Raw genomic sequence first — 25,243 nt, forward strand, 5'->3', positions numbered from 1 at the left:
ATGACTGAAATAACCGAGGTACCCAGCCCTTTTTGCGGCATGGGTACCGACGACCTGAGCATACAGGTGGACGGCACAACCTTGAAAGTGACCGCAAACGGTTGCTCGGTTAATACACCGGCATTCGAACAAGCCATAGCGGACACCGTGCCGCGCATTGCCGGACAGGCAGCGAGTTTGGAAGCGGCGACCACTAAAGCTGCGGAATTGCTACGAAACACCCATCAACCTGTGATCGGCGGCTGCGCCACCGACGTCAACGGCATGCGCGCATTGCTGGCTTTAGCCGACAAAAGCGGCGCGGTGGTCGATAACCTCAATTTTAATAACGCACGCCGCAATTTACTGGCTTTGCAAGACTCCGGCTGGATGAATACCACATTAGCCGAACTTAAAAACCGTTGCGATTTATTGCTGATAGTCGGCACCGATCTGGAAGCTTTTGCCCCGCGCTTTTTCGAGAAGTATTTGTGGAATGAGGAAGCCATGTTCCTCGACAACACGGCAAACCGGGAAATTATTTATCTGGGCAAAGCACCGTCGGAAAACGCCTCAACCTCTCCTACCGGCCAAAATGCCCGCGTACTACCTTGTGCCGACGCCGACTTACCGGATGTGGCTGCCACATTGTCGGCCCTGGTTAAAGGCCACTTGTTACACGCACAAAGTGTCGCCGGCATCGCCATTAGCGAGCTACAGCTTATCGCCGACAAACTGAAGGCCGCGCAGTATGGCGTCATTCTGTGGGGCGCGGCGGCATTGGCATTTGATCAAGCTGAGCTAACCGTGCAAACGCTATGCAATATTGTCAAAGACCTCAACCGACTGGGCACCCGTTGCTCCGGCTTTCCGTTGGGCGGCAAGGAAGGCGACCAAACCGCCAACCAAGTCTGCGGCTGGACCACCGGCTACCCGGCGCGCGTCAACTTTGCCAGAGGTTACCCCGAGTACGATCCTTATCTGTACGACTGTCAAACACTGCTAAATAACGGCGAAGCCGATGCCTTGCTGTGGGTTCAGGCCTTTAACAGCAGCGCACTGCCCCCAAAAACCCACTTACCGACTATCGTTATCGCTCGCTCCGGCATGAAGTTCGAGAAAGAGCCGGATGTGTTCATCCCGGTCGGCACGCCCGGCATCGACCATGCCGGCCACGCTTACCGCCTAGACAATGTGGTGGCGATCCGCCTGAAAAAATTGCGCGACTCCGGCCTGCCCAGTACCGCCGAAGTCCTGTCCGCTATCGAACAAGCCCTTTAGGACCAAACACATGTTGATAAAACTTACAGGTGGAACCGTTTACGATCCGGCCAGCGGCATCGACGGACAACAGCAAGACATTTACGTGCAGGACGGCCGCATTATCGATGCGCCTAAAGACGGCAGACCGGTTGACAAAGAATACGATTTGCGCGGCAAAGTAGTGATGTCGGGCGCCATCGACATGCACACCCACATCGGCGGCGGCAAAGGCAACATCGCCCGCACTCTATTGCCGGAAGACCATCGCCAGGACCCGGTGCACCGCACGCCGATTACCCGCTCCGGTAACGGTCACGCGATGCCCAGCACTTACGTGGCCGGCTACCGCTACGCGGAAATGGGTTACACCGCCTGTTTCGAACCTGCGGTATTACCAATCAACGCCCGCCAGGCGCATATGGAAATGGGCGATACGCCGATTGTGGATAAAGGCGGCTATGTCATGTTGGGTAGCGACGACTTCCTATTACGCATGCTGACCGCCAACAAAGATCAAAAAGCCATCAATGATTATGTCGCCTGGACGCTGAACGCCGCCAAAGGCATCGGCATTAAGGTGGTCAACGCCGGCGGCATCAATGCGTTTAAATTCAACCAGCGCAAACTGGATTTGGACGAGAAGAACAGCCATTACGACGTCACGCCCCGACAAATCTTGCAAACCTTAGCTAAAGCGGTGCAAGAACTCGGCATCACTCATCCTTTACATGTGCATGGCTGCAATTTAGGCGTACCGGGCAATCTGGAAACCACCTTAAATACCATCGAAGGCATCGACGGCTTGCCGATGCACTTGACCCATATTCAGTTCCATAGCTACGGTAAAGAAGGCGATTTCAAATTCTCCTCCGGTGCCGCGCAGATCGCCGAGGCAATCAATAGCAATCCGAACATAACCGCCGACGTCGGCCAAATCCTGTTCGGCCAGACCGTCACCGCCTCCGGCGATAACATGCGCCAACACGCCAACCACCGTTTCGCCAGCCCCAATAAATGGGTGTGCATGGACATCGAATGCGATGCCGGCTGCGGCGTGGTGCCGTTTAAATACAAGGACCAAAACTTCGTCAATGCCTTACAGTGGGCCATCGGTTTAGAAATATTCCTGTTGGTCGAAGATCCTTGGCGGATCTTCCTGACCACAGACCACCCCAACGGCGCGCCGTTCACCAGCTATCCACATCTGATCCGCCTGCTGATGGACCGCAGCTTCCGCAACGACATGCTGGCGACCATCCATCCGGAAGCGCAAAAAATGACCACGCTAGCCTCGATCGAGCGCGAATACACACTAAACGAAATCGCCATCATGACCCGCGCCGGCGCAGCCCGCATCATCGGCCTGAAAGACCGTGGTGCTTTGAGTGCAGGCAACTTCGCAGACATCACTGTTTACACCGAAAACGCGGACCGCCAGACCATGTTTACCAAACCGGATTATGTTTTTAAGGACGGCGAACTGGTCGTCAAAGACGGCGAAGTGGTGAAAGTTACCTGGGGCACGACCCATATCGTCAAACCGGACTACGATCTATCCATCGAAAAAGACCTCAAACCTTATTTCGACAAATACCTGACCATGAAACTCGGCAACTTTAAAATCAGCGACGACGAAATTAGCGAAGACGGACGCGGCAGCTTGACGGCGCATCCGTTGCGAGGTGCAGCATGATCATAAATGGCGTAACCATAGACAAAACCTTCGCCGAAGCCTTTCCGATGAAGGCGACGCGCGCCATCATCACCGCGCAAAACGAAAAATGGGCGATGATTTCCGCGCAAGCGATGACCGGCTTCGCGACCTCTGTAATTGCTTGCGGCTGCGAGGCGGGCATCGAACGAGTGTTGAGCCCGAACGAAACGCCCGACGGACGGCCCGGTGTCGCCATCATGATTTACGCGATGGGCGGCAAAGGTTTGGCCAAGCAATTGGAAACCCGTGCCGGGCAATGCGTATTGACCTCGCCAACCTCGGCACTATTTGCCGGCATCGAAGGCGGCAAGCCAATTCCGTTGGGCAAAAACCTGCGTTACTTCGGCGATGGCTTTCAAATTGCAAAAAAGATCGGCGGCAAGCGCTACTGGCGAGTGCCGGTAATGGACGGCGAGTTTCTGACCGAAGCGACGACCGGCATGGTGGACGCGGTCGGCGGCGGCAACTTCCTGGTGCTGGCAGAATCGCAACCACAAGCTTTGGCAGCCTGCGAGGCGGCGATTGAGGAAATGCGCAAAATTCCGAATGTGATTATGCCCTTCCCTGGCGGCGTGGTGCGTTCCGGCTCCAAGGTTGGCTCCAAGTATGCGTCATTAGGCGCATCGACTAACGATGCCTTCTGCCCGACGTTAAAAGGCGTCACCAAAACAGATCTGTCGCCGGAAATCGAATCGGTGATGGAAATCGTCATCGACGGCTTGTGCAAGGAAGACATCGACAAAGCCATGCGCGTCGGCATCCAAGCAGTTTGCGATCTAGGCGCGGCTAACGGTATCAAGCGCATCAGCGCCGGCAACTACGGCGGTAAATTGGGACCGTTCCACTTTCATTTGCAGGAGATCATGGCATGAGCGCGTTAACCTTTACCCTGAAACAGCCAACCGACCAGCGTATCGACATGTCGCCGCTGGTTTGTCAAAAGCTGCAAGGTTTGGACGTCGATGCGATTGCCGCCATCGAACTACAGAATGGCAAAAGCCGCCGCCGGGTCGACGAGCTGTTCTACATCACCGGCATGAACACCCAAGAAATCATTATCGCCTATAGCAATAACAAGCTGGACTTCATTGGCAAGGAGTTGGACGGCGGCAGCATCAGCGTACAAGGCGATACCGGCGCTTATCTGGGCATGCAACTGAAATCCGGCACGATCAACGTCAGTGGCGATGCAGGCCTGTATGCTGCATGTGAAATGAAAAACGGCTTGATTCAAATCGAAGGCGATGCCGGCGATTTTCTGGGCGGGGCCCTACCCGGTAACAAGCAAGGCATGAAAGGCGGTACGGTGTTAGTGAAAGGTAATGTCGGCCAGCGTGCCGGTGACCATATGCGCCGAGGCCAGATTTTGATCGAAGGCAATGCCGGCGATTATTGCGGCTCGCGCATGCTGGCAGGCACTATCGCGGTGATGGGTAACACCGGCCGCTATCTGGGCTATGCGATGCGGCGCGGCACTTTGTTGCTATGGAATCAGCCGCAATTATCCGCGACCTTTAACGACTGCGGCTCCCACACACTGGCCTTCCTGCCCATACTGTTCGCATCGTTCAAATCCTTCAACTCCCGTTTTGCCGACAGTGGTGCGGCGTTTAACCGCGTGCAGCGTTACGGCGGCGATATGGCGGAAACCGGACGCGGCGAAGTGCTAGTCCGAATCTAACTCATGGCCGCGCAAACCCGTTACGGTTTGCGCGGCGCATCTCAAGTGAAACCGATACTCACCACCACCAATCACAACCGTAATGTCGCTGGCCTGAAATATGTTTACCCGGTCATCTCCCGCCGTGCGGGTGGTTTATCGATAGGTGTCAATTTCAATCCGAACAATACCTGCAACTGGCGCTGTATTTACTGCCAAGTACCGCAGTTACAGCGCGGTAATGCGCCGGAAATGGATTTTGCCTTACTGGAGCAGGAACTGCGCTTCTTTTTAAATTACGTGCAACACGGCGATTTTTTTGAGCAATTTAACGTCGAAATCGATCACCGCGTTATCAAGGATATCGCCATTTCCGGCAACGGCGAACCGACCAGCTTGATAGATTTTGATAAAGCCGTGCATCTGATCGGCAAGATCGCCACGGAATCCGGAGTGTTTCCAGCCAGCAAATTTGTATTGATCAGCAATGGCAGCTTGATACACCAATCGACAGTGCAAGCGGGCTTGGCGGAATTGAGCAGACACAACGGCGAATTATGGTTCAAGCTGGATAGCGCGACCGAACAGGGCCGCAAGTTGATCAACAGCACGGGCCAAAGTCAGCAAAAGTTATTGGAACGTCTAGAAATTGCCACCAGACTTTGTCCAACCAAACTACAAACCTGCATGTTGCATTATCGGCAAGCGTGGTCTGACAGCGAAAAACAGGCCTATTTAGGGCTTTTGCAGGAATTACGGTTTGGCCAGATTAAACTGCAAGAAATTATGCTTTACAGCGTGGCCAGGCAATCGTTCCAAATGGAAGCGGACGAACTGGAAAGAATGAGTGTTGAAGAAATGAATGCGTTTGCCGCTGACATCAAAGCGCTGGGCTATGATGTCAGCGTTAGCCATTAAGCCTTCACGTCGAGAAGAGATCCGAGCGTTTTTTCATGAACCTTGATCATTTTGGCACCAGCCGAGGTTTCCAACTCAGCCTCTTTCAAGCTCAGCACCGGCTTGAATAAGTCAGCCGAACCGACATCTTTTGAGCCGCCGACTTCCTGAGCTTGCACCGGCAAATTTGCAATCGTTTGCGCGGCGGTACTGGCTTTTTGCTGAGCATTACTGATCAGACTGGTTGCGCTATTCATTACATTGCTAATCATGGTACACCTCCTGCAAATCGAGATTGCATCATACCGCTCCGGTTATCGGCTTGCCAAGCACGGAACTTTAACTTCCCGACAGTGTTTTGCATACCCAGTCACACTTACGTAACTATTTGTCTTTCTTGACTATTTTTACGTAGATATCTTTCAGAAATGGCAGGCCTTGGCTCTGAAATTTCGACCAGCCGTAAACACCGACTTGCTTCAGTAACTCAGCTAATTTTTTCGCCGCCGCCTCTCCGCCAACCTGCTTAAACTTGGCTTCTACTATTGTGCTCCACTGCACTCTAGGCTGACCGTCAGCATCCAGAAACACCCTATCAAACAACCACATTTCCGCGACGGAAACCGTCCACATAAACGCAAACGACACCGCCATACCGCCGCCCGCCACAATCACCAGCCAGGCGAACATCGGGTTCAGCTTCGTCAACCACCACGACAAAATATCCACCAGCAAAAACATATAGGGCATACCGATCGCAATACATTTGTACTTGATGGTACTGGTTTCCGAAAAGCTGAAAATCAAGCCGACAAACATGAAAATAAAACTGATGCCGAACAAGTGAATATGTGACACCCGCGTCAGCGAACTGAAGGTCGCGCCTTCGTCTTCCTTGGTCAATTCCTTCAACACTTTAAAATCGCTCAAATCCGGGACCGGTGCGTCTTTGTTGTGACACATCACACACCGTTCCTGAATGATTTTTTCGATACCATCGTCGATAAAATCGTCCTTGTCGGCACCATCGCGTACCCATTGGATAATGGCGAACCGTTCCTGTTCGGATGCATTCTCCTTCATGGACCCGTTCAGCTTGGTTTCCAGCACGGTTCCCGAACGATTGCCGTAATAACTGTAAACAATGTCGTCTATCGACAGACCAAACTTGCCGTCAGCCATACCATGAGTAAACAGAATTTGGATCAAAGCCATCAGATAGCCAACCGCCACGGTAGTCAAATAGCCGGTAAACAGCACTTTGACCGGGGTATCCATTTGTTTTAAAGAAGAAAATTCGCGTGCCATAGTCAGTTACGCCGGTTTGGAAGGGATGGCTGCATTATAGCTTGGTTATATTGTCCTCGACCGAAAAATCCATTTTGTAACAGGCATAAAAAAGGCCCTTGCAAGCAAGAGCCTTTTTACCCGTAACCGTTAACGCTTATCTGGGCAGGACGTTCGCGGCAGTCAAACCTTTAGGACCGGATTCGATATCGAACTGAACCGACTGGCCTGGAGACAAGGTTTTAAAACCTTCGCCCTTAATTACGGAATGATGCACAAACACATCTTCCTTGCCTTCGGAAGGCTCGATAAATCCAAACCCTTTGGTGTTGTTGAACCACTTTACAGTGCCTGTTGCCATTTCTAAAACTCCTACAAAATAAAACTAATGGTTACGCAGACCGACAATATTGACAACCGGACCTGCTGACTAGCAAAGGCCATAATCCCTCAACATCTGTTATCTGAGCGCGAGCATTGTACTTTGAATCATTTATCAAGGCTACCAACGATGTCCATCTCAAGCCACCAATCAGTAGCAATAATTTCACCCGAAAAATAGTGGAATTATCCACCAGCCCTCGCTTGAAAAGCGTTACGTAGCGCCCCATCTCTGCGGCAACACAATTTATATCCCAAATGAGGTACGCAGCATGCGAATGGATAAATTAACCAGTAAATTTCAACAGGCGCTCAGCGACGCGCAAAGCATGGCCCTAGGCAAGGACCACCAGTTCATCGAGCCGGTGCACGTAATGTTGGCGTTGATCGATCAGGAAGGCGGCAGTATCAAACCTTTACTGATGCAGGTTGGCATCCAGGTCAACGCCTTGCGCAATGAGCTAAGCAAGGAAATTGATCGTCTGGCCAGCGTCTCCGGCGCCGGCGGCGATGTGCAGATTTCCAACGAATTGTCGCGGATGTTGAATCTGACCGACAAACTGGCGCAGAAACGTAAAGATGCGTTCATCTCCAGCGAATTATTTTTGCTGGCAGCCCTGGAAGCCAGCGGCTCCTTACAAAAAATCCTCAAGCAAGCAGGCGTCACCGCTTCGGCCGTGGAAAAAGCCATCGAAAACATGCGCGGCGGCCAGAACGTCAACGATGCCAACGCCGAAGATCAACGCCAGGCCTTGAAAAAATACACCATCAACCTGACCGAACGTGCCGAACAAGGCAAGCTGGACCCGGTGATCGGTCGTGACGACGAAATCCGCCGCACCATCCAGGTCTTGCAACGCCGCACCAAAAACAACCCGGTGCTGATCGGCGAGCCGGGCGTCGGCAAAACTGCCATTGTCGAGGGTCTGGCGCAACGTATCGTTAACGGCGAAGTGCCGGAAGGTATCAAAGGTAAGCAACTATTGTCGCTAGACATGGCGGCATTAATCGCCGGCGCCAAGTTTCGCGGCGAGTTTGAGGAGCGTCTGAAAGCCGTACTTAATGACGTTGCCAAACAGGAAGGCCAGATCATCCTGTTCATCGACGAGCTGCACACCATGGTCGGCGCCGGCAAGGCCGAAGGCGCGATGGACGCCGGCAATATGCTGAAACCCGCTCTAGCTCGCGGCGAACTGCATTGCGTCGGCGCCACAACGCTGGACGAATATCGGCAATACATAGAAAAAGACGCCGCATTGGAACGCCGTTTTCAAAAAGTACTGGTCGACGAACCGAGCGTCGAAGACACCATCGCCATCTTGCGTGGCTTGAAAGAACGTTACGAAATCCACCACAGCGTCGACATCACCGACCCGGCCATCGTTGCCGCCGCCATGCTGTCGCACCGCTACATTTCCGATCGGCAATTGCCGGACAAAGCCATCGACTTGATCGACGAAGCCGCCAGCCGGATCCGGATGGAAATGGACTCCAAACCGGAATCGATGGATAAACTTGACAGGCGTTTGATTCAATTGAAAATCGAACGCGAGGCCATGAAAAACGAAAGCGACGCGGCCTCAAAAAAACGCCTGGAAATCCTGCAAGTGGAAATCGCCGACTTGGAAAAAGAATATTCCGATTTGGAAGAAATCTGGAAAGCCGAGAAAGCGGCATTGCAAGGCACTGCAACGATCAAGGAACGCCTGGAACATGCCCGCCTGGAACTGGAAGCGGCCCGCCGCAGCCAGGATTACGCGCGGATGTCCGAGCTGCAATACGGCGACATACCCAAACTGGAGAAAGAACTGGACTTGGCTTCGCAAGCAGAAATGCAGGAAACCACCCTGCTGCGCAGCAAGGTCACGGAAGAAGAAATCGCCGAAGTGGTTTCGAAATGGACCGGCATTCCGGTCTCGAAAATGATGGAAGGTGAGCGCGAAAAATTGCTGCGCATGGAAGAAGAGCTGGGCAAACGGGTGATCGGCCAAACCGAGGCCTTGAAAGCCGTCAGCAACGCGATCCGCCGCTCCCGCGCCGGCCTGTCGGACCCGAACCGGCCCAACGGCTCGTTCCTATTCTTGGGGCCGACAGGAGTCGGTAAGACCGAGCTTTGCAAGGCTTTGGCCGAATTCATGTTCGATACCGAGGAAGCAATGGTGCGCATCGACATGTCGGAGTTCATGGAGAAACATTCCGTGGCCCGTTTGATCGGCGCACCTCCCGGCTATGTCGGTTATGAAGAAGGCGGCTATCTAACTGAGGCCGTGCGCCGGAAACCCTACTCGGTCATCCTGCTTGACGAAATCGAGAAAGCCCATAACGATGTGTTTAACGTATTGCTGCAAGTGCTTGACGACGGCCGTTTGACGGATGGACAGGGTCGCACCGTCGACTTTAAAAACACGGTGGTGGTAATGACGTCGAACCTGGGCTCCAGCGTGATCCAGGAACTGGCGGGCGAAGACAACTATGTCGAAATGAAAGATGCGGTGATGGAGATTGTAGCTCAGCATTTCCGACCGGAATTCATCAATCGGGTCGATGAAGCAGTGGTCTTCCATCCGCTCGGCCAGGGCCAAATCCGCGCCATCTGTAAAATTCAGATCGAATTGTTGCGCCGTCGTCTCCAGGAAAAAGACATTGGTCTGGAAGTCAGCGAAACCGCACTGGATCTACTCGGCGAAGCCGGTTTCGATCCGGTTTACGGCGCACGGCCTTTGAAACGGGCGATACAACGGCAATTGGAAAATCCGCTGGCTAATGAGATTTTGTCAGGACGCTTCATCCCTGGGGACTCGATCAAAATCGATGTCGCAAATGACGGATTGACATTTAGCCAATAAAAACGGCTTCGAATAAGCTGCCGGGTTAGCAGTTTGCTAACCCGGTAGTCACCTGTACCAACGGCCGTATCGCCCGAAATTCAAATCAGATAGAATGGACGCCGGAAGTGCATGGTTTATCGCCGCAATCCGGGATAACCGACTATTAACGGCTCGTCACTTAATATAGGTCTCGAATCGGTAAAAGCCAACTTCTCCGGTCGACCAACGGCGTGGTCAAGTATTTGTCATCACGCTCTTATTTGAACCGTCGGTTTTGCTTACGACATTTCCGCATGGGAACGGATATTGTCGACACATTATCAATTTAAGGCATCCCGCCATCATACTTATTCAAGGTTAAAGGAAAATGCGTTTGTCACACACTATAGCAACTACCAGTTTATTATTGGCTGCCGCCATCTCTCCAGCCCATGCAGCCTTGGTAGGGCCGGCCAGCGACTACAATGTTTTCGTATTCGGCAACTTCATCAGCTCAAATTCCGATACCGAGGGCAACTTGGCTGCCGGCGGCAATATTACATTGACCAACTATTCGGTGGCCTCGCAAATCAGTGGCAACGCAGCCCGTTTGGTCGTAAACGGCACGCTAACCGCCAACAACGGTGGCGTAGGCAATGGTCAGAACGGCAGCATCTATGCAGGCGGCACCCTGCTAAGCAGCTTTACCGCCAATGGCGGCGTCTTCGCGCAAACATTGGTGGATTTTTCCGGTGCGCAAACCCAATATCAAAACATCTCGAACGCCTGGAACGCTTTGACCGCCAACGGCAGTGTCGGCAACAATTACGGCACGCTGAATTTGACCGGCAACAATAGCGAACTCAACGTGTTTGACATAGACGGCGCCGAACTGACCGCCAGCAATACGATCAACATCAGCGCTCCCAGCAACTCCACCGTGTTGATCAATGTCAGCGGCACCGGCCAGATATTTCAAAACGGCCAAGTCAATCTTAACGGTATCGACGCCACACACGTCATCTACAATTTCTATGACGCAATGTCGTTAACGTTAGCGGGCAGCAAGAACCCTCAGGGCTCGATTCTAGCGCCCTGGGCCAACGTATTTGGCGGTTACGGACAATTGAACGGCCAATTGGTTGCTCAGTCGTTTAACGGCAATATCGAATTCCACAACCAGCTGTTCGCCAGCAATATTGCCGCAGTGCCCGTACCAGCGGCGATTTGGTTGTTCGGCTCAGCCTTAGGTATTTTGGGAATCAACGGCCAAAAAAACTCGCGCGTTAAGTCTCATCGTGACTCCCTCTAGCTATTTCGAGGGAGTCGCACCTTTCCGTTCTTGTCGAAAAATCGTGGCATGCCCATCAATCGCTCAAATCTGAGCGTACATGGCCGCTATTCCTTCGCCCCGGCTCGAAGCAGCATATTCGCAATTTCCCGATGACCTCGGGTTCTCGCAAACTGTAGCGCATTGGCTGTCGGCTTGGCGCCGTTCGCCAATAGCAGTTCCACCATTTCCGTCCGCCCTCTACCGGCCGCCAACCCCAAAGCGGCACTATCGCCAGCGTTGATATCCATTCCCGCATCCAGAAATAATCGCACCGCCGCCATATCGCCCGCTCCAGCGGAGGTCGCGAATTGCTGTTCCGTGTATTCAACACCCATTTGCTGCAAATCTTTCCGGGCTTGTACCACGTCAGCAGCGCATGCAGAACCCACCTGAAGAATACTCAATGTCGCTAACATCGCAACGATGCGCAAGGCATCGCTCCGAACAATTTTGGATAATATTTTCTCGTTCATCGACAAGCTCCTGAGGCCGCAAACTCATATGAATTAAACGCGAACGAGGCTCAAAGACATGGCCTTTTTGCAGAGTTTGACAGCACTCGCTCAGACGTCCTCGCGTTGTTGCCATTAAATTTCGACGACCCGACCTTCCGCCGCCGATTGCAATGCGGCCACTATCGTTCTGCAATTGTCGCGGGCGTCGGCTAGGGACAACTGCGCCCCCTGACCACTCAACACGCAATTGCTGAAATGTTCAATCTCCAGACGGAAGTGATTGGAAGCCGGCAAACGCTCTTCGGACTGGCGACCGTCCTCGGTCCACCAAGAAATCACCGGCACATCGCCAGGCAATTGCCAAACCACATGACATTTTATACCCCCTTGGGTACCGATGATTTCGTATTCGCAGCGCCGAGCCCGTTCAAAGCTGAAATCGAAATGTGCGAATTTGCCTTCGCCGAAATCCAGCACGCCGCTAGTGGCGATGTCGGCGCCGCTTTCCACGTATTTGGACAACGCCATTACCCGGCAAGGGGATTGCTGAAAAAACATTCGCAGCGAATGAATTGCATAGCAGCCAATATCCCACATCGCACCACCACCATGCGAAACATCGTCGGCTAAACGATACATCCGGGCCGGACGCATCATGAACGAATAGCTGGCACGTACCGATCGAATTTCGCCTATCAGTCCGGAGCCGATCAACTCCAATACACGGGCATGTTGCGGATGGAAACGATACATAAAGCCTTCCATCACGGTCACCCCGTAACGGCGAGCCGCTGTTTCTATCGCATCAATATCGGCAACCGTCAGCGCCATCGGTTTTTCGCATAACACATGCTTGCGATGCTCGATGGCACGTAAAGTCCATTCAGCGTGTTCATGATTCGCCATTGGCAAATAAATGGCTTGTACGTCATCGTCGTTGAGCAGAGAATCCAAATTGTCGTAACTCTGTATCTCAGGATGGCAGGGGGCATATTTAGCCAACGTTTGCGCCGCAGCCCCGGGACGGCGGCTGGCGATACCAATCAGTTCGGCATTAGATGCTTCGACTATTGCCGGCAATAAGCGTTCGTTGATGCGGGCCGCGCCGAGAATGCCCCAACGCAGTTTGGCTTGGTCTTGGTTATTCATGACAGTACCTTAGACTGATGAGCTGAAAGCTATCAGATTAGCAGCATGTCCACGCGCCGCAAGCAACTTATTCCAAATAAGTTGCTTGAAAGCTAACAACCTTTGATTATCGGAAAGATTAGGAGCCAGAGCATCTGGTATCTGCGCGAGATAAAACCGCCGCGCATAAAAAAGGCCCAAGCAACATCTGTTGCATAGGCCTTGTTGATCTATCGACTTTGCGTCGAGATCAAGCCATTGCGCGCAGTCTGTCGTTTAGTCTGCTTTTGCTGCGAGCCGCTTTATTTTTGTGGATAAGGCCTTTGTTAACAGCCGAATCGATTACAGGAACAGCGGTTTTAAACGCGGCTTGAGCTTGCTCTTTATCGCCTGCTCTAACAGCGGCGATCACTTTTTTAACGAAAGTGCGTAAGTTGCTGCGCTGTCCGGCATTGCGAATACGGCTTTTCTCAGCCTGACGCGCTCTTTTTCTAGCTTGTGGTGAATTAGCCATAGTCTATCAGTTCTTTTGAGTTAATCTGGAACCGCGTATTATCATTTTGGATGCTATGATTGTCAAATTTTTAGTGTTCCCAAACTCAATCTGAGGCCTGCAGTGAGTAAGCAGCTGTTTAAATCCACCGCAATCGTTAGCAGTATGACCATGATTTCGCGGATCATGGGTTTTGTAAGAGACATGCTATTTGCCAACATTTTTGGCGTTAACGCGGCAACCGATGCGTTTTTCGTGGCCTTCAGGATTCCGAACTTCCTGCGCCGCTTGTTCATGGAAGGCGCGTTCGCCCAAGCTTTTGTACCAGCTCTGTCCGATTATAACGAAAAAGACAGCGAGGAAGGTTTGCGACTGTTTATCGACCGCACCGCCGGCACCTTGGCAGTCTTGTTGGTGTTATTCACAGTGGCGGGCGTCATTGCAGCGCCGTTGCTGATCCTGCTTTTTGCGCCCGGTTTTCTGTGGGAAGGCGACCAGTACGAACTGGCTGTGCAAATGCTGCGCATCACCTTCCCATATTTGTTCTTCGTTACGCTGGTTGCATTCTCCGGCGCGATTTTGAACGCACGCGGCAAATTCGCCATTCCGGCACTGACTCCGGTATTTCTGAATATTTGCATGATAGGCGCTGCAATCTGGATTTCGCCGTTAATGGCCAAACCCATTATGGCTTTAGCGTGGGGCGTATTTGGCGCCGGCGTAGTGCAACTGTTATTTCAAATCCCTGCACTGATAAGGCTCGGCTTGCTGCCCAGGCCGCGCTGGGGCTACCAAGACCCAGCGGTGCAACGCATGCTCAAGCAGATGCTCCCCGCCATTTTTGGAGTCTCCGTGGTGCAAGTCAATTTACTGTTCGGCACTTTGGTAGCTTCATTTTTAACGTCGGGCAGCGTTTCTTGGCTTTACTACTCCGATAGGCTGGTGGAGTTTCCGCTCGGAATTTTGGGTGTAGCGCTGGCGACAGTCATTTTGCCGAGATTGTCCGAGAACCATGCCGCTGAAGATGCCCTGGCCTTTTCCAAAGCGTTGGACTGGGGCTTGAAACTGGTGTTACTGATCGGCCTGCCTGCTACCCTGGGTTTAACACTGCTGGCTGAGCCCTTGTTATCAACGCTGTTTCAATATAATGAATTCGGCAGCGACGATGTGCGGATGGCAGGCAAGAGCCTGATGGCTTATGCGCTAGGCTTACTGGCCTTTATGTTGATCAAGATATTGGTTCCAGGCTTCACTTCCCGCCAGGATACACAAACGCCAATGCGTTTTGGTATGCATTCCATCGTCGCGAATATCATATTGAGTGTGCTGCTGGCATTTCCCTTCGCTCATCTTGGCATCGCCCTGGCAACTACCTTGTCTGCATACCTAAACGCGCTCCTTCTTTTGTTGACGTTGTTAAAAACCCGAATTTACCAGCCTTGCGAGCAATGGCTAATATTCATAATGCGGGTTGTGGTGGCCAACGCAGTGATGTCGGCGTTTTTATATTATTTTGTCGACGTGACGCTTTGGCTCGATTGGAGCGCGTCGCAACGAGGCCTGCACCTGGGGATAACAATCGGCTCGGCAATCTTGATTTATAGTTCGGCGCTGATACTGTTAGGTATCCGCCCCCGGCATATCGGCTTGCAAAAATCCGTAACGACTTGAGATTCTCTGCGACGCCACCATTGTCATGTAGAATGCATCGCGAAAAGCGGTTTCCGTAACAATTCAACAGACTAATCAGTAAGCTATGAAAACAAAAACAATCGGTTTTATTGGTGGCGGTAATATGGCGACCAGTCTAATCAGCGGCTTGATTGCCAGCGGCCATTCACCGCAGCAGATCTGGGTGTCGGATACCGCGCCCGCCACGTTGCAGGCTCACACCGATCAACTTCATGTCAATACTACCGCCAACAACGAGACAGTCATTAACGAAGTCGAAGTCGTGGTGCTGGCAGTTAAACCGCAAATATTGCGCGATGTTGCTTTGCAAATCGCTCCCAGCCTGAAACAAAAGAATGTGCTGGTCGTATCGATTGCCGCCGGCATTTCCCAACAAAGCCTGTCTAAGTGGCTAGGTAGCGAGGCCGCTATCGTGCGCTGCATGCCAAACACACCGGCACTGGTGCAAACCGGTGCAACCGCATTGCACGCCAACGCCAATGTTGATGACGAACAAAAAGATCTGGCCGAAAATATTTTACGCGCTGTCGGTTTGGCCCTGTGGGTCAACGACGAAAACCAACTTGACGCGGTAACCGCCGTCTCCGGCAGCGGACCAGCCTATTTCTTCCTGCTGATGGAAGCGATGGAAAAAGCCGCCCTGGAATTGGGCCTGGACGAACGTTCCGCCAGACTGCTGATACAACAAACCGCGCTGGGCGCCGCCAAAATTGCTTTGGAATCGGCCGAATCGCCCGCACAATTGCGCGCCAGAGTTACCTCGCCGGGCGGCACCACTCAGCAAGCCATAGAGACATTTATGCAAAACGGTTTTGTCGAACTGGTTGCCAAAGCCTTGCATGCCGCCAATGACCGTTCCATTGAAATGTCAAAACAACTAGGAGCCGACTAATGGGCAGCAATTACATGACCGACCCGATAGTGTTCCTGATAGACACCCTGTTTTCTTTATACATTTTAGCGGTGGCATTGCGCTTCTTATTGCAGTGGACCCAGGCCGATTTTTACAACCCGGTATCGCAATTTCTGGTGAAAATCACCCATCCGCCGCTAAGGATCATGCGCCGTTTCATCCCGTCTATCGGCCGCATCGATAGCTCTTCTCTGGTATTGGCCTTGTTGCTGCAAATAGTAGCCAACTTCTCGATACTGGCTATTAAAGGCTTGTCCGTGAGTTTTGTGGCATTGACGTTATTGTCGTTTACCGACTTGCTGAAAATGCTGATCGATATTTTCGTTTACGCCATTTTTGCCGGCGCCATCCTCAGTTGGTTCGCCCCCGGCAGCTACGGCTCCGCCTCATCGATTTTGTACAGTTTGACTGATCCGCTGCTGAACGTGTGTCGCAAGGTTTTACCCGACCTGGGCGGGATAGATTTATCGCCGCTGGTGGCGCTGGTATTGTTGCAACTGGCAAAAATGATGATTTTGCCGCCCTTGCATCAATTGGTCAGCCTACTGGGCTAGGCCTCTAGCCAGTATTGCCATGCGACATGCCCCCTTCAAACGAACCTCATTTGTCGCTCTAGCTTTGCTATGTGCATTGGGTCAGCCGGCATATGCCAAAAAAATGTATCGTTGGGTGGATGAAAACGGTAACGTCTATTTCTCCGACCAAGTACCGCCGGATCAGGTAAAGCACAAACGGGAAACATTAAGCGAGAAAGCCCGCGTGCTCGATGTGCTTGAAAAAGCCAAAACCGCCGAACAAATAGCCCAGCAAAAGCGGCTGGATGCGCTACGCAAGGAACAGGAAAAGATCATTGCCAGGCAAAACGCCAACGACAAAGTCCTGCTGAGCACTTTTCGTAACATTGATGATATGAATAAAGCCTTGAGCAATAAAATGGCATCCTTCGATGCCGGGCAAAAAGTGATTGAAGGCAATATCGAACGCATTCAACTGCAATTGCAGCAGCAACAGCAACAAGCCGCCAATCTTGAGCGCGGCGGCAGCAAGATACCGCCGAAATTACTGGCGGATATTGCCGCCAGCAAACAACAGATAGAAGCGGGCAAACAAGAGCTTTTGCGTCACCAACAAGACAGACAAAACAGCGAAAAAGAATTCAAAGCCGACATAGCCCGCTTTCAATTCCTCACCCAAGCCAACAACAACGACGGAAAACCGGTCAACGGCGATAGTTTAGCGGCCAGTAACGCTAGCAACGAGTTAGGCCTGTTTGTTTGCCAGGACGCCGGGCAATGCGAAAAAGCCTGGAAAGTCGCCGGCGAGTTTGTCGCGACTCACTCCACCACCGGCCAAGACGTGGAAAGCGAGAAACTGATCATGCGCGCAGCCCCGCAGAAAGACGACGATTTAAGCTTGTCGGTATCACTGCTGGAGCGCAACAATACTTTGCAGATATTTCTGGACATCCGCTGCCGCCAATCCAGTATCGGCAACGAATTATGCTCAGGCGCCAAGGCTCAGAGCATTCGCCAAGCCTTTGCGCCTTTTATTCAATCCAGCTTAGCGGCGCAACAATAAGGTACCGACACCCTGATCGGTGAACAGCTCCAGCAACACCGCGTGCTCGACCCGCCCGTCGATGATATGCACACTGGTCACACCGCCCTTCAACGCATCAGTGCCGCAGCGGGTTTTCGGAATCATCCCCCCGGAAATCGTGCCATCGGCAATCAGATTATCAATATCAGTCAAGGTCAGGCCGGTCAGCAAATTGCCCTGTCTGTCCATAATGCCGGGGATGTTGGTCAATAGCATCAGCTTTTCGGCTTTTAACACTTCGGCTACTTTGCCAGCCACCAAATCCGCATTGATATTATAGGAATGTCCGTCCTTACCCACGCCAATCGGCGCGATCACCGGAATAAAATCACTGTTACCCAACATTTCCACCACCGCCGGATCGATACTGCTGACTTCGCCGACATGGCCCAGATCAATGATCTCCGGTGCGTCGTCCAGCGTCGCGCCGGCCTTGGTCATGTTGATTTTGCGGGCGTGGATGAAATTGCCGTCCTTACCGGTCAGACCTACCGCCTTGCCGCCCTGCATATTGATCATATTCACGATCTCTTTATTCACCAAGCCGCCCAGCACCATTTCCACCACATCCATGGTTTCGCTGTCGGTCACGCGCATACCGTCGATAAACTCGGAGGTTTTACCCAGGCGTTTTAACAAGTCGCCGATTTGCGGCCCGCCGCCATGCACGACGATAGGATTAATACCTACCAGCTTCATCAACACGATGTCGCGGGCGAAGCTGTGTTTCAACGCATCATCGACCATCGCGTTGCCGCCGAATTTAATGACAACGGTTTTGCCCTTGAATTTTTGAATATACGGCAAGGCTTCGATAAGAACGTGGGCAATCTGGTGCGCGGTTTTTTCTTTCATAATCACTAACAATTAAAAAGGTAGTTTGATATCGGGTTTGATTTGCAGCATCAGCTGCCTGAATTGAGCTTGAATACGTTGCATCGCATCCTGGCTATCCGCTTCAAAACGCAGAGTTAGAACCGGTGTGGTATTAGAGGCTCTGACCAGGCCCCAGCCGTCAGCAAATTCGACGCGCATGCCGTCGATATTGATGATCTTGCCGTCTTTAAACTTGGCCTGGCTGAATAGCTGTTCCACGAAGCGGACGCCTTCGCCTTCAGCCAGAGGCACATGCAGCTCCGGTGTATTGATACTATCCGGCAGTTCGGCAAATACGTCGCTACTGCTACGCATATCAGCAGACAGAATTTCAATCAGCCGCGCCGCCGCATATAAGGCGTCGTCGAAACCAAACCAACGGTCGTTAAAGAAAATATGTCCACTCATCTCACCGGCCAGCGCCGCCGTGGTTTCCTTGAGTTTGGCTTTCATCAGCGAATGGCCACTTTTCCACATCAACGGCCGACCGCCGCGTTTGACGATTTGATCGTGCAAATGCCGGGAGCATTTCACGTCGTAAATAATTTCCGCACCCGGTTTATTGGCCAAGACATCGCGGGCATACAGCATCATTTGCCGATCCGGCCAAATAATTTTGCCGCCGGAATCGACCACGCCAATTCGGTCGCCGTCGCCGTCGAACGCTACGCCTATATCGGCCTCGTAATGCTTCACAGCCTTAATCAGATCGCCCAGATTTTCCGGCTTGCTGGGATCGGGATGATGATTGGGAAAATTGCCGTCAATCTCGCAATACAACTCGATCACTTCGCAACCCATCGTGCGCAACAGAATCGGTGCCAGTTGTCCGGCCGCACCGTTGCCGCAATCGACAGCCACTTTCATCGGTCTAACCAAATGCACATCGTCAGAAATCATGCCGATATATTCGTTGCTGAATAGACTATTCAGCTCGATGGAACCCGGCGTGCCTTCGCTGAAATCACCGGCCTCAATGCGTTTTTTTAATTGTTGAATCTTGTCGCCGGATAAAGTTTCACCGTTCAAAACCAGTTTCAGGCCGTTATAGTCAGCCGGATTGTGGCTACCGGTGATCATCACACCGCTACGGCCTTCGCTGTGCTGGGTGACAAAATACAGCAGCGGCGTCGGTACCAAGCCAATGTTTAATACATCGCAACCTGCTTCGGTAATGCCTTTTGCCAACGCATCCGCCAAGCCGGGGCTGGATAGCCGGCCGTCCCTGCCCATCACAATAGTCTTGATATTTAGCTGCCTGGCTTCGCTGCCCAAAGCCCGGCCGATCTTGTGCACCGTTTCCGGCGTCAAGCCGCGCCCGACAATGCCGCGAATATCATAAGTACGGAAAATATCGGCAAAAGACTCGCCTGCCGTCGGCGCAACGTTTGGCATCGCCACGGGTGCCGATTTCTCGGCGGGAGCAACCGCACTCAGCGGCGCCTGCTCGGCCACGCTGATAGGCGCCGTGCCCAAGCTGACCGGCACACTGGCATAGTGTTCGGCGGTTTTAGGCGACTCTTCGATAAAATCAATATCGAACGACTCGTCGAAAAAATCGTACTCGCCCAATTCGTCAGGGACTTTACTCGGGCTTTTTTCTTGCTCCAGGATGCGTTTAAACTGCGCCAAAGTCGAAATAATCGGCCGCATTTCATCGAGTTGCACCGGATAGTGGCCAACTTGCTTGCCGGTCATCATGTCCTTGGCGGCCTTTAAAATACTGCTTTGGTCATGATGCAGATAATCGGCCAATTTACGATAACCGATAAAAAACGCCAAACAACCCAACAAAGCGGGGATCAAGATAATGCAGGAAAATAAAATGATGTCGTCGGTACTGGTGCCGCCACCTATGGAAAGCTCCAACGACCAGCGGCTGTTAGTCAGCGGCATCACTTGCGGCTCCTCCGCCTTCAATTCCTGCATGCCGACACTAGCCAATACCGCCTGCTCTTGCTTGATCTCCACATAACCGTTGCCGACAGCAGTCTTGCTAATCAGCTGTTGCAATAAATCCGGCTTTAAACTAACCAAAATCACGCCGATTACCTGCTGGTTTTGACTGACCGCAGCCGTCATTGCCAAATGCCGATGCTCGCCCTCGCCTTGCACGAAGGGCTTTTGCTTGGCGGTCAGCGTGGCGCGCACCATTTCCAAATCGGCAAAGCCCATATTCGGCACTTGGCTAAGATCCGGCTCGCTGACCGTCGCCGGCAACAAGCGCACACGCAGCGCTTGTGGAATCGTATTCTGTAGCCTGGCAGCGACATTATCCAAGGTCGCTGGATTATGGCTATCGCTGGCAAGTGCCGCCACCACATCCGGCGCCTGCGCCAGACCGTCGATGACCCGCTGCAAGGTCTCAATCTGGCTGACAATGCTGACTGTCATGCCGCTGGCGATTGCAGTGGTACTGGTTTGCTGGGTTTCGCTAACCTGGGCCGCCGAAAACCAATAGGCGCCGCCACCGGCCAATAACACCATCAGCGCCGCGATGCCCGCTACTATGCTAAATATGCGTCCCATCCGTCGCGACTCCGCTTAGTGCCGGCCGCTGTGTCCAAAACCGCCGCTGCCGCGATGGCTTTCGTCGAAATCAGCGACGCACTCAAACTCGGCCTGTGCCACCGGCACAAACACCATTTGCGCGATGCGTTCACCTATTTCGACGGTAAATGCGCTATTGCCGCGATTCCAGCAGGAGATAAACACCTGCCCCTGGTAATCAGAGTCGATCAAACCCACCAAATTACCCAGCACGATGCCGTGCTTATGCCCCAGTCCCGAGCGCGGCAGCAACACCGCCGCCAAATGCGGATCGTCGATATGAATGGCTAGGCCGGTAGGTATCAGGGCCGTTTCGCCCGGCTGCAAGGTCAAGGCCTGATCCAGACAGGCGCGCAAATCCAGCCCCGCAGAGCCGTGGGTAGCGTAGGCGGGCAAAGCAATCTCCCGGCCCAGACGCGGATCAAGAATTTTTAACTGGATTTTTTTCATGCAATTTCTCGGCTATCAGTTTAAGCAGCTGTGCGGCTAAGGTATGTTTATCGGTCATCGGCAGGATTTGTTGACCACCCGGCCAAAATACTTGCAAGGCGTTGCGATCACTCTCGAAACCGCCTTCAGCCTGCCCAACCCAATTCGCGGCGATCAGGTCCAGGTGTTTGCTTTGCAGCTTGTGTTTGGCGTAATTTTCCAGATCGTCGGTTTCCGCGGCAAATCCCACAACCAAGGGTTTTGGTTGCAGTGCAGCCACCGCGGCAATGATGTCCGGATTTTTTATCAAGGCTATCTTGCTGGTGTCGCCAGCCTTTTTTATCTTGCTATCAGCCAGCTGTTGCGGCCGGTAATCCGCTACCGCCGCCGCACCGATGTAAATATCTGCAATCCGGCTATGCATCATCACTGCATCATACATTTGCAAGGCGGTTTCCACTGGAATAAGTTTGGCGCCGGCCGGCACGGCTAAGCTGACCGGGCCACTGACCAGTGTCACGTTGGCACCGGCTGAGAGGGCGGCGACGGCCAAGGCATACCCCATTTTGCCCGAACTGCGGTTAGTGATGTACCGCACCGGATCAAGCGGCTCTCGCGTCGGTCCGGCACTGATGACTATATTAATGCCCGACAGAAAACCGGGCTGCTCAGGCGCCAGCAGTTGCCGACAAATCTCGGCCGGCTCGACCATGCGTCCCAAGCCTTGCTCGCCGCAAGCCTGCTCTCCAGCCGCCGGGCCGATGCATTGCACACCATGGCTTTGCAGCCTGGCAACATTCTCTTGGGTTACCGGTTTACGCCACATTGCCTGGTTCATCGCCGGCGCGACCCATACTGGGCACTCGGCCGCAAGATACAAGGTAGATAGCAAATCATCCGCCAAACCATGCGCCATTTTCGCCAAGGTATCGGCGGTCGCCGGCGCAATCAGCAATAGGTCTGCCCAGCGTGCCAAATGGATATGGCTCATGGCCTGTTCCTGCTCGACATCCAGCAAATCGCTATGCACGGCATGGCCGCTCAAGGCCTGAAAGGTCAGCGGCGTAACAAACTGGCGGGCGGCTGCGGTCATCACTACGCGAACTTCATGGCCTTGCTTCCGCAACAAGCGCACCAGTTCTGCCGCTTTATACGCCGCGATACCGCCGCAAACCCCCAACAAAATTCGCTTGTTAATGTCCATACCCCCAGAAGATCAGTTCTTGGAATTATGGCAAACTCGACCTTTGATGTATAGGAACAGCTCATTTTGCACTCAGTCCGCACCGCCACACCTTAAACCTTAGATTTTACAGTTGCCTTGCTGAAAACCGGCCTACTGTATTGAACCTTTTTGCCGCCACACGGAATACACCGCGAAATAAGTTTCGTCGATTAACCAGGCAAACAGCACGATCTAATGAGATTGGTGCGGCTTATTCATAAAAACCCTGAGCCTTATCCATAGACAGATTAAAAAGGTAAAACCATGAAAATTACGCGCACTCCCCTCATCGCCCTCAGTTTAAGCGGAGCGCTTGTGCTACCTACCGCGCAAGCTGCCAATATTTCCTTAAGCAGTAACATCTGGACGACAAGCGGCGCAGCAGGACTGATTTACGGGGACAATACGGTCAATAACTCACCGACTGGAAACGCTCAGTTCGGTTACCTGTCGACATCCGGTGGCGTCTATGGTGTTTCGTCTTTGGTTCTGAGGGATGAAGGGCGCGGCACCGAGAACCAAACCAATGGCTCGAAAATTCAATCGAATGCTTTCAGTGCTAATGCGAATGACACGCTGACTTTGCAATTCAATTACATTTCAACCGATGGCCGTGGTTATGACGACTACGCCTGGGCGCGCTTGGTCAATGCGGATACCCACAACACTGCCGCTTGGTTGTTTACAGCCCGCAGCACCAATTCCGCCACCGGTAATGTCGTGCCCGGTAACGTGTTGGATCGTCAGGTAGATAACAACTTACCGGATGAGCTCGATGCGGTATTGAATGACGGTAACACCATTGGCTTTGCTGCGGCTGGCACAAGCTGGATACCGTTGGGTGGTTCAAGCGGCATTTGCTGGGATAACGCCAACACCTGTGGCCCGACCGGCTGGATTAAGTCCGCTTACTCATTCACCGCAACCGGATCGTATTTTCTCGAGTTTGGGGTGATCAACTGGGGCGACGAAGCGTTTGATACCGCACTTGCTTTTGATTTTGGCGGGCTACAGCAAGTGAATTTCAGCGGTGTCACAATAGTGCCGCCACCCGCGACGGTGCCTCTACCTGGCGGCTTCCTGCTGATGTCTTTGGGCATGGGCTTAGTCAGCGCAATTTCTCGTAGGAGCAAATTTGCCGGCCAATCCTGAAAACTCTGCGGCAAGTCATCTTGATAATAAATCAGGGGATGATTTTGTCTGTTCTGTACTAATGAAAACCGCGAGCCAAACCAGGCTCCGCGCCGGCAGATCCGCCACAACCACATCAAAAACAACAGTTTAAATCGCCGTAAAATTAACCCTGTGATATATTCGCGCCAGACTTACCTGCCCATATGGGCAATATAGCCTCAGCAAAACAGGCGGTATAGTGCGGACAACCTTGAAGCAGTTCCGGTAAAGCTAACACCCTCAGCGGCCCCGGAACTATTTCAAGGTTTGCCAACATCCTGCGGGATGCAATCAAGCGCAATTGCACGGAAACTCGGCCATATGGGCGATCAAGCACTTGCAATGTATACGGTAGCTGGAAGCTTGGAGGATTGACGCTTCAATCCTTTTCCGGCCGGGTTTAGAAGAGCCTAGTCTCAGCAATACAGAACGAGAATTTTATGAACTTGAAACGCCAATCGCTAATTGCCGTATGTTTAGGTCTCGCCGCCCAAATCGGCAACGCCCAGGACGTAGCGCCGGTTAATCTGGAACAAATCCGCAAGACCGCTGCCGATTTCGAACACGGCCGGATGGTCAAACAAGATTATCGCCAGGCGTTTGATATGTACTGCAAGGCCGCGCTGCAAGGCGATGCCGAATCGGCTTACAGCATCGGATTTATGTATTTCAACGGCCGCGGCGTGGCTCGTAGCATACCGCTGGCCAGTCACTGGTTTAAACAAGCGGCGGAACACGGCGATAGTCACGCCAAGCAAATGCTGACCCGTTTCGGCGATGTCGCACCCAGTGACGACCCAGCCTGCCAACCACCGACTCCGGAACCCGAAGTGAAGCTGGTCGCTGATCCCAATCCTAACCGCGAACGGGTAGAGGCTTGGGTAAAAGAAATTGCCCCCATTTACAGCATCGATCCGCAACTGATCATGGCGGTGATTCAGGCCGAATCGGCTTTCAACCCCAGTGCACTGTCCGGTAAAAATGCCCAAGGTCTGATGCAACTCATTCCGGAAACCGCCGAGCGCTTTGGGGTAAAAGACAGCTGGAATCCCATTCAAAATATCAAAGGCGGCACCGCTTATCTACACTGGCTGCTAAGACATTTCGAAGGTAAAGTCGATTTGGTGCTGGCCGCTTATAACGCCGGCGAAGGTGCAGTAGAACGCTATCAGGGCATCCCGCCTTATCAGGAAACTCGCAATTACGTTAAGCAAATTCTCGCAGCCTATCAGAAGCCAACCCATCCGGTACCGCCGCAAGAATTGCAAAAAAACTTGGTTATCGAACAAAAAACCTAAGTTACCGCCCCCCCTCTCCAGCTATCCAAACCTGGGAATACGGTATTTCGTAATATTGACGAAATACCGTCTGCACTTAGCATCCATATCC

The 25,243-nt window shown here is 52.6% G+C and carries 23 protein-coding genes; 13 read left to right on the forward strand and 10 right to left on the reverse strand.

From position 1 onward, the window contains the following. Genes JL719_RS20390 through JL719_RS20410 form a run of 5 tightly spaced genes read left to right on the forward strand, consistent with a single transcriptional unit; the run spans position 1 to position 5,534 of the window. Complete coding sequence (locus JL719_RS20390) at positions 1–1,260, forward strand: formylmethanofuran dehydrogenase subunit B (protein WP_033159154.1); 1,260 nt, start codon at positions 1–3, stop codon at positions 1,258–1,260. A gap of 10 nt (positions 1,261–1,270) precedes the next feature. After that, positions 1,271–2,935, forward strand: a complete 1,665-nt coding sequence (locus JL719_RS20395) for a formylmethanofuran dehydrogenase subunit A (RefSeq protein ID WP_033159153.1) — start codon at positions 1,271–1,273, stop codon at positions 2,933–2,935. Beyond that, a complete protein-coding gene (gene fhcD / locus JL719_RS20400) occupies positions 2,932–3,828 on the forward strand; it encodes a formylmethanofuran--tetrahydromethanopterin N-formyltransferase (protein WP_033159152.1) in 897 nt (298 codons plus the stop codon). The genes JL719_RS20395 and fhcD overlap by 4 nt, the downstream gene beginning before the upstream one ends. Then, the gene (locus tag JL719_RS20405) at positions 3,825–4,637 is read left to right on the forward strand and encodes a formylmethanofuran dehydrogenase subunit C (protein ID WP_033159151.1); all 813 of its coding nucleotides are present in this window, start codon (positions 3,825–3,827) and stop codon (positions 4,635–4,637) included. Before fhcD ends, JL719_RS20405 begins: the two co-directional genes overlap by 4 nt. Before the next feature lie 3 nt (positions 4,638–4,640). Then, the gene (locus JL719_RS20410; RefSeq protein ID WP_051670471.1) at positions 4,641–5,534 is read left to right on the forward strand and encodes a radical SAM protein; all 894 of its coding nucleotides are present in this window, start codon (positions 4,641–4,643) and stop codon (positions 5,532–5,534) included. Here the strand turns inward: JL719_RS20410 and JL719_RS20415 are convergent. The 3 genes from JL719_RS20415 to JL719_RS20425 form a co-directional block, all read right to left on the reverse strand. After that, complete coding sequence (locus JL719_RS20415; RefSeq protein ID WP_033159150.1) at positions 5,531–5,785, reverse strand: hypothetical protein; 255 nt, start codon at positions 5,783–5,785, stop codon at positions 5,531–5,533. The two genes, JL719_RS20410 and JL719_RS20415, sit on opposite strands and share 4 nt — an antisense overlap. Before the next feature lie 112 nt (positions 5,786–5,897). Beyond that, positions 5,898–6,821, reverse strand: a complete 924-nt coding sequence (locus JL719_RS20420; protein ID WP_033159149.1) for an Aq_1264-related membrane protein — start codon at positions 6,819–6,821, stop codon at positions 5,898–5,900. Positions 6,822–6,957: 136 nt separating this feature from the next. Further along, on the reverse strand, positions 6,958–7,161 hold the full coding sequence (locus JL719_RS20425) for a cold-shock protein (RefSeq protein WP_020483379.1): 204 nt from the start codon (positions 7,159–7,161) through the stop codon (positions 6,958–6,960). Positions 7,162–7,453: 292 nt separating this feature from the next. Here JL719_RS20425 and clpB point away from each other — a divergent pair, with 292 nt between their 5' ends. Both clpB and JL719_RS20435 read left to right on the forward strand, forming a co-directional pair. Continuing rightward, entirely contained in the window at positions 7,454–10,027 is a 2,574-nt protein-coding gene (clpB, locus tag JL719_RS20430; RefSeq protein WP_033159148.1) for an ATP-dependent chaperone ClpB, read from the forward strand. A gap of 355 nt (positions 10,028–10,382) precedes the next feature. Continuing rightward, on the forward strand, positions 10,383–11,300 hold the full coding sequence (locus JL719_RS20435; RefSeq protein ID WP_165385991.1) for a choice-of-anchor A family protein: 918 nt from the start codon (positions 10,383–10,385) through the stop codon (positions 11,298–11,300). A gap of 86 nt (positions 11,301–11,386) precedes the next feature. Here the strand turns inward: JL719_RS20435 and JL719_RS20440 are convergent, their stop codons facing one another. The 3 genes from JL719_RS20440 to rpsT form a co-directional block, all read right to left on the reverse strand. Then, on the reverse strand, positions 11,387–11,794 hold the full coding sequence (locus tag JL719_RS20440) for an ankyrin repeat domain-containing protein (RefSeq protein ID WP_033159147.1): 408 nt from the start codon (positions 11,792–11,794) through the stop codon (positions 11,387–11,389). A 114-nt stretch (positions 11,795–11,908) separates the two neighbouring features. Next, positions 11,909–12,925 carry a Gfo/Idh/MocA family protein gene (locus JL719_RS20445; protein WP_033159146.1) on the reverse strand — a complete coding sequence of 339 codons (1,017 nt, stop codon included), beginning with the start codon at positions 12,923–12,925 and terminating at the stop codon, positions 11,909–11,911. 229 nt (positions 12,926–13,154) lie between these two features. Continuing rightward, positions 13,155–13,418 (reverse strand): 30S ribosomal protein S20, encoded by a 264-nt coding sequence (gene rpsT / locus JL719_RS20450; protein ID WP_020483383.1) that lies wholly within the window; start codon positions 13,416–13,418, stop codon positions 13,155–13,157. Positions 13,419–13,520: 102 nt separating this feature from the next. Between rpsT and murJ the strand changes: the two genes are divergently transcribed. The 4 genes from murJ (at position 13,521) to JL719_RS20470 (ending at position 17,580) form a co-directional block, all read left to right on the forward strand. Then, positions 13,521–15,068 (forward strand): murein biosynthesis integral membrane protein MurJ, encoded by a 1,548-nt coding sequence (gene murJ, locus JL719_RS20455; protein WP_033159145.1) that lies wholly within the window; start codon positions 13,521–13,523, stop codon positions 15,066–15,068. An 85-nt stretch (positions 15,069–15,153) separates the two neighbouring features. Continuing rightward, on the forward strand, positions 15,154–15,981 hold the full coding sequence (gene proC / locus JL719_RS20460; RefSeq protein ID WP_033159144.1) for a pyrroline-5-carboxylate reductase: 828 nt from the start codon (positions 15,154–15,156) through the stop codon (positions 15,979–15,981). Then, on the forward strand, positions 15,981–16,556 hold the full coding sequence (locus JL719_RS20465) for a YggT family protein (protein WP_033159143.1): 576 nt from the start codon (positions 15,981–15,983) through the stop codon (positions 16,554–16,556). The genes proC and JL719_RS20465 overlap by 1 nt, the downstream gene beginning before the upstream one ends. A 19-nt stretch (positions 16,557–16,575) precedes the next feature. Then, positions 16,576–17,580: a DUF4124 domain-containing protein gene (locus JL719_RS20470; RefSeq protein WP_225892918.1), complete on the forward strand. Its 1,005-nt coding sequence runs from the start codon at positions 16,576–16,578 to the stop codon at positions 17,578–17,580. Here JL719_RS20470 and argB read toward each other — a convergent pair. The 4 genes from argB to coaBC are packed head-to-tail and all read right to left on the reverse strand — an operon-like array spanning position 17,563 to position 22,660. After that, positions 17,563–18,456 (reverse strand): acetylglutamate kinase, encoded by an 894-nt coding sequence (gene argB, locus JL719_RS20475; protein ID WP_033159176.1) that lies wholly within the window; start codon positions 18,454–18,456, stop codon positions 17,563–17,565. The two genes, JL719_RS20470 and argB, sit on opposite strands and share 18 nt — an antisense overlap. A 12-nt stretch (positions 18,457–18,468) precedes the next feature. Then, complete coding sequence (locus tag JL719_RS24190) at positions 18,469–21,006, reverse strand: phosphomannomutase/phosphoglucomutase (protein ID WP_033159141.1); 2,538 nt, start codon at positions 21,004–21,006, stop codon at positions 18,469–18,471. A gap of 15 nt (positions 21,007–21,021) precedes the next feature. After that, entirely contained in the window at positions 21,022–21,477 is a 456-nt protein-coding gene (dut, locus tag JL719_RS20485) for a dUTP diphosphatase (protein WP_033159140.1), read from the reverse strand. Continuing rightward, entirely contained in the window at positions 21,449–22,660 is a 1,212-nt protein-coding gene (coaBC, locus tag JL719_RS20490) for a bifunctional phosphopantothenoylcysteine decarboxylase/phosphopantothenate--cysteine ligase CoaBC (protein ID WP_033159139.1), read from the reverse strand. Before coaBC ends, dut begins: the two co-directional genes overlap by 29 nt. 285 nt (positions 22,661–22,945) lie before the next feature. Here coaBC and JL719_RS20495 point away from each other — a divergent pair, with 285 nt between their 5' ends. After that, entirely contained in the window at positions 22,946–23,833 is an 888-nt protein-coding gene (locus tag JL719_RS20495) for an NF038132 family protein (protein WP_129871442.1), read from the forward strand. Between the two features lie 461 nt (positions 23,834–24,294). Continuing rightward, positions 24,295–25,152, forward strand: coding sequence for a lytic transglycosylase domain-containing protein (locus tag JL719_RS20500; protein WP_033159138.1), 858 nt, complete (start codon positions 24,295–24,297; stop codon positions 25,150–25,152). The last annotated feature ends 91 nt before the right edge of the window (positions 25,153–25,243 follow it).

It is taken from the genome of Methylomonas sp. LW13 (assembly GCF_016865255.1).
GTDB lineage: Bacteria > Pseudomonadota > Gammaproteobacteria > Methylococcales > Methylomonadaceae > Methylomonas.